Here is a 5,587-nt window from a genome sequence, read left to right as displayed (position 1 = left end):
GCCCAGCGGCGCCGGCTGCTGGCCGCGCTGGACGCGGTCGTGGCCGGGCAGGCCGGCGTCATCGAGGTGGGCGGCGACCCGGGCAGCGGCAAGACGCATCTGCTCGGCGAGCTGACCCGGCAGGCGGCCCGACGCGGCGTACCGCTGCTGACCGGCCGCTGCGCCCCGAACGACCAACGGGTCCGGTTCGCCATGTTCCACCGGTTGCTGGCCATCACACCGCCCGGTGGCCCGGACGACGCGGATGCTCCCGGCCCGGGATCGCTGCTCACCGCCCTGCTCGCCGAGGCGGGCTCGGGTGCGGATCCAAGCAGCCTGTTCGACCCGGCCCGGCTGCTGCTGCACCGGGTCGCCGGCAGCGGTCTGGTGCTGGTCGTCGACGACGTCCACTGGGCGGACAGCGCCTCCCTCGGCCTGCTGGACCATCTCGTGCGCTGGCCCGTGGACGCGCCGTTGCTGCTGGTCGTCGCGCACCGGCCGCGGCAGAGTCCGCCGCGGCTGCTCGACGCCCTGGCCCGCGGCGAGGAGCTCGGCACCGTCGACCGGCTCGAGCTGGAACCGCTCTCCCCCGACCAGGCCGCCCGTCTGGTGGGCCGTCCACCGGAGGACGACGGCGCCCGGGAGCTGTACGAGCTCAGCGAGGGCAACCCGCTGTACCTGCTGGCGCTCGCGCGCGACCTGGGTGGTTCCGCCGGATCGGCGCAGCCCGGCCCGGGTCTTCCGCTCGGCCTGGCCGGGCACCAGCTGGTGGGCACGATCCTGGCCGAGCTGGCCGATCTCGGGCCGGAGTGCGTGCAGGTGGCCTGGGCCGCGGTGATCCTCGGCGGTACCTTCGACGTCGACATCCTCGCCTCGGTCGCCGATCTGGCGATCACCCCCACCTGCTCGGCGGTCGCCGTGCTCACCGCCCGCGACCTGTTGCGCCCGGTCCACGGCGCGGCCACCTACCGGCTGCGCCACCGGCTGCTCGCCGACGTGGTGTACACCTCGCTGGACCCGCACTGGCGCCGCGAGGCGCACCGCCGGGCAGCCCGGGCGCTGGGTTTGGCCGGCGCGCCGGCCGCGGTCCTGGCCACTCACATCGAATGCTTCCCACAGGATGCGGGCCTGCCCGAGGTCCATCTGCTTGTCGACGCGGCGCGGGAGTCGCTGGCCTCGTCCGCGCCGGACGCGGTGCGCTGGCTGCGCCTGGCGCTGCGGGTTCTCGCCCTCGCCGACCTCGGCGCCCTTGCCGCCCCTGCCGACCCGCGCCACGTCGACCGGCTGCGCGAAGAGGTATCGCTGAGCCTGGCCCGCTCCTACGCCAGCGCCGGGATGCTCGCCGAATGCCGCACCCAGATCCGCCAGACCCTCGAACTCGCCGTCACCCGCACCCCGACCGAACGGGCCGACGTCGCCAGCCGCTGCGCTCTGATCACCTACGCCATCGGCCAGCACGCCGACGCGCAGGCGCTGCTGGCCGCGGAGATCGATGCGGCCATCGGCGATTCCCCCGACGGTCCCGGCGACCTGCTGCGCGCCCCGGCCCGTCGGACGATTCCGCCGACCGCCCGACCTGCCGTCATCAACCTGCTGCTCGCCCGGGCCGCGGTGGGCCTGCTGGACGGCTCCGCACCGCCGCCGGACGAGCTGGGGCTGCTGCTGCGCCTGGCCCGTGACGAAGGCGACCGCACCGCGGAGGTCGGGGCACTCGCCGTGCGTGGCGTCGTCGAGGCACTCGACGGCGACATCGCGGCCGCCGTGCGGACGGTGACCGGCTGCGTCGCGCTGGCCGACCGGCTCCCCGACAGTGCGCTCGCTCCCCACCCCGAACATCTCGCCCTGCTGGGCTGGGCGGACTCGGTACTCGGCCGCCAGATCGACGCCGAGCGGCATTTCAGCCGGGGCGCGGCGCTCGCCCGCGCCACCGGCCGCGGCGACGCCCTGCCCCTGCTGCTCAGCGGCCTGGGCGCGGTCTACCAGCGGGTCGGCCGGCTACCGGAGGCCCGTCGGGTCGCCGCCGAGATGCAGTACCTGATCCGCAACACCCGCCGCGGCCACCACACCAGCCTGGCCGAGGCGATCGAGGCGCTCGCCGGCATCTGGATCGACGGCCACGGCAGCCGCCGGGCCGCCACCCTGGCCGAACAGGCCGCGGTCGAACGCGCCACGGCCCGGCCCGCGCGCCGCTCCTGGTGGAGTGATGTCGCCACGATCTGGACGGCCTACGCCGCCATGGCCGACGACGGCGAACCCCGCCGGGTGATGGCCCTGATCCTCGACACCGGCGGCGGCGAGTCGCTGGAACTGCTCTCCCCCGTGCTACATCCGATGGCCTTCGAGGCGCTGTGCGCCAGCGCCGAACGGCTGGGTGACGTGGACGCGGCGCAACGCTGGGCGCACCAGGCCGAGCTGGCCGCCGCCCAGCTGGGCCTGGACTACCAGCACGGACATGCGCTGGCCGCCCAGGCACACGCGCTGCGCGCGATGGCCCGGCCCGGGCCCGCCGGCCAGCGTTACGCGCAGGCCGCCGACCTGTTCGCGGCCAGCGGCATGCTGTCCCTGCGCAGCCATCTGCTGTTGCAGGCCGGCCGCTGCTACGCCGACGCCGGCCAGCGGGCGGACGCCGAACGCCACCTCACCCTGGCCGGCGACCTCGCCCGCCGCTGCGGGGCCCTGCGGCTGGGCCGCCACGCCCTCACCGCGCTGCGCGGCCTCGAGCGCATCGACTCCACTCCCAACGTCCTGGATCTGCTCACCCCCCGGGAGCGCCAGATCGCCCTGGCCGCCGCCAGCGGCGCAACGAGTCGGCACATCGGCCACGACCTGGGCCTGAGCCCCCGCACCGTGGACGCGCACCTCACCCGCATCTACCGCAAGCTCGGCGTCTCGTCCCGGGTGGCCCTGGTCCGCCTGACCGGCATCACTGCCACCGGCTGACGCCGCATCCCGGCGCGGGCTAGCCCGTCGAGGACAGCTCGAAGCGGTCGTCGTCGGCCAGGATCGCACGCTGGATCTCGCGCAGCGGACGTCCCGGTTCCAGACCGAGCTCGTCGGCCAGGATCTGCCGGGCCCGCTGATAGACGCGCAGCGCGTCCGCCTGCCGCTCGGAGCGGTAGAGGGCGAGCATGAGCTGACGGTAGAACGCCTCCCGCAGCGGGTGTTCCAGGGTCAGCTCGAACAGCTGCCCGGTCAGCTCCCGGTGCCGACCGCCGAGCAGCCCCACCTCCATCATCATCTCGATGCACTCCAGCCGGGACTCCTCCAGCCGGGTGACGAAGGCGTCGACGACCGGCCCGTCGCGCAGGCCGGCCAGCGCCGGACCCCGCCAGACCGCCAGTGCCTCGGTGAACCGCTCCGCCGCCGGCAGATGCCGGCCGGCCCGGGCATCCGCCCGACCTGCGGCGACCCCGCTCTCGAATCGGTGCAGGTCGACGGCCTCGGCGTCCACGTTGAGCAGGTAGCCCGGCGGACGGGTCAGGATCGGGCATTCCGGCCGCAGCGGGCAGGTGAGCACCTTGCGTAGCTGGGAGACGTAGACCTGCAGCGTGGCGGTCGCCCGCCGGGGTGGCTCGTCCGGCCAGATCTCGCTGACCAGCAGATCGCTGGCAACCACCTGCCCACGCCGGGCCAACAGCGCCGCCAGCAGCACCGTCATCTTCGGCGCGCTGAGCTGCACCCGCCGCTCGCCCGACAGCACTCGCAACGGCCCCAGGATCTCGTACCGCACCAGAACGCCCCTCACCACAGGTAGTAGGACCGATCCCCCGGGGCAGCCCGACACCGTTGGCGGGGCCCACCATGGCACCGTCTCACGCGCCGGCAGAGGTGCGTAGAGGGAGAAACTCCGTAGTCCGCCGGCCCCGTCACGCCGAATGCAACATTTGGGTAACCCCGAACCACAAACGTGACCCACCCCACTAGCCCCACCCAATCACGACCTGCCGCACACCGACCAGGCCATCCCGTCCCACTCCCGGCACTCTCACCGGAACAGGGAGCCGACCCACCCGAACATCGGCTCGCCCGAACATCGGCCAGTTCACACCCGACGGTAGCCATCTGCAGTCCCGCGACCAGATGAGGGTTAATCAAGAAATCAGACCCAAAATCGTCGCACAACTGCACGCCGGGCCAGCAAGGTGTCCCTACGACGACCAGGGCGCGAGGCTCAGACCCATCCTGCATCGCCCACGTCCAGCGATGGTCACAGCCGGGGGTCGACGGGTTCGGACTCGAGGGCGAGCACGGCGAACACGCATTCGTGGACCCGCCACAGCGGTTCCCCCGCGGCCGCCCGTTCCAGGGCTTCGAGGCCGAGTGCGTACTCACGCAACGCGAGCGAACGCTTGCGGCCCAGGCCACGGGAGCGCAGCCGGTCGAGGTGCGCCGGCTCGGTGTAGTCGGGGCCATAGATGATCCGCAGGTACTCGCGACCGCGGACCTTCACACCCGGCTGGACGAGGCCACGCTCGCCCCGCACCAGGCCGTCGGCAGGCTTGACGACCATCCCCTCGCCGCCGGCACCGGTGAGTTCCTCCCACCAGCGAACGCCGGCCGCTACCGAGTCGGCATCGTCCACCTGGACGGTCGTGTGCCGGGTTACGGCGACGAGCGTCGGATCGGCATCCGCGAGCCGGGCGGCGACTTCGAGATGCCAGGCGTGCGGCCGGTCCACGTAGGTCGCCGCGGCGACCGGCCGTTTCGCCGGCGCGTCTGCGGAGCCGCTGGCCAGCAGCATGAACGGGGCGATCCGGACGCCGTCCAGGCCGTCGACCGGCCAGCAGTAACGGCGGTAGGCATCGGTGAACGCCTCCGCGTTGGCCAGCCGGGTGCTGGTCCGCCCGAGCAGGTCGGCGACGTCGATGCCGCGGCCCACAGCGGCGGTGAGCGCGCCGAGCGCCACCGGCAGGGCGGCGCGGGCGGCGGCTCCGGCGGCGGCGTACTGGCGGGCGACGAGGTCGCTGGCCTTGGCACTCCACGGCATGATCTCCGCGTCGAACACCAGCCAGTCCGCGGCCAGCTCGTCCCACAGGCCCGCACGTTCGCTGGCGGTGCGCAGCCGGGTGAGGAGCTGCTCGGTGAGCGGCGGCGGGAAGAACGGCCGGCCGGTGCGGGTGTACACCGCGCCGGTCGGGCCAGCGGTCAGGCCGGCGGCCGTGCCGAAGCGCGCGGCGGCGACGTCGGCGTCGTGGCAGAGCACGACGACGGCCCGCGAGCCCATATGTTTTTCCTCGCAGACGAGCCGGTCGACGCCGTCGGCGCGGTAGGCGGCGAACGCCTCGGCGGGATGTTCGAGCAGGCCGGGCAGGGTGGACGTCGGCGGTGGGCTCATCGTCGGCGGCAGGTACACCAACCAGCGCGGGTCGAGGGCGAAGCGGCTCATCACCTCCAGCGCGGCCAGCGCGTTCTCCTCCTGGATGCGGATGCGTCCGCCATGGCGCGTCTCGAGGAAGCGCCGGCCGAGCACGTCGGTGACATCGAGCAGGTCGACCCGCTCCCGGTCGGACCTGCTGCCGTCCCGGCCACCGGGGCGGGCGCCGTTGCCCGTCGCCTCCGGCGCGGCGCGCGGGTGGGGGCCCAGCGGCGGCTGGCCGAGGGGCGGGAA

Annotated in this window: 2 protein-coding genes and 1 pseudogene; 1 reads left to right on the top strand and 2 read right to left on the bottom strand. The window is 74.0% G+C overall.

From position 1 onward, the window contains the following. A partial coding sequence (locus ND747_RS19800) for a LuxR family transcriptional regulator (RefSeq protein WP_251735319.1) occupies window positions 1–2,919 on the top strand: 2,919 nt, incomplete at its 5' end. 19 nt (window positions 2,920–2,938) lie between these two features. Here ND747_RS19800 and ND747_RS19795 read toward each other — a convergent pair. Then, window positions 2,939–3,709, bottom strand: coding sequence for an AfsR/SARP family transcriptional regulator (locus ND747_RS19795; protein WP_251735318.1), 771 nt, complete (start codon window positions 3,707–3,709; stop codon window positions 2,939–2,941). A gap of 477 nt (window positions 3,710–4,186) precedes the next feature. Beyond that, window positions 4,187–5,587 (bottom strand): annotated as a pseudogene (locus tag ND747_RS19790) (polynucleotide kinase-phosphatase); the annotation flags it as partial.

It is taken from the genome of Frankia sp. R82 (genome assembly GCF_023716925.1).
GTDB lineage: Bacteria > Actinomycetota > Actinomycetes > Frankiales > Frankiaceae > Frankia.
The sequence above is the reverse complement of the archived record's forward strand: the minus strand, read 5'-3'. Positions and strand labels throughout refer to the sequence as shown.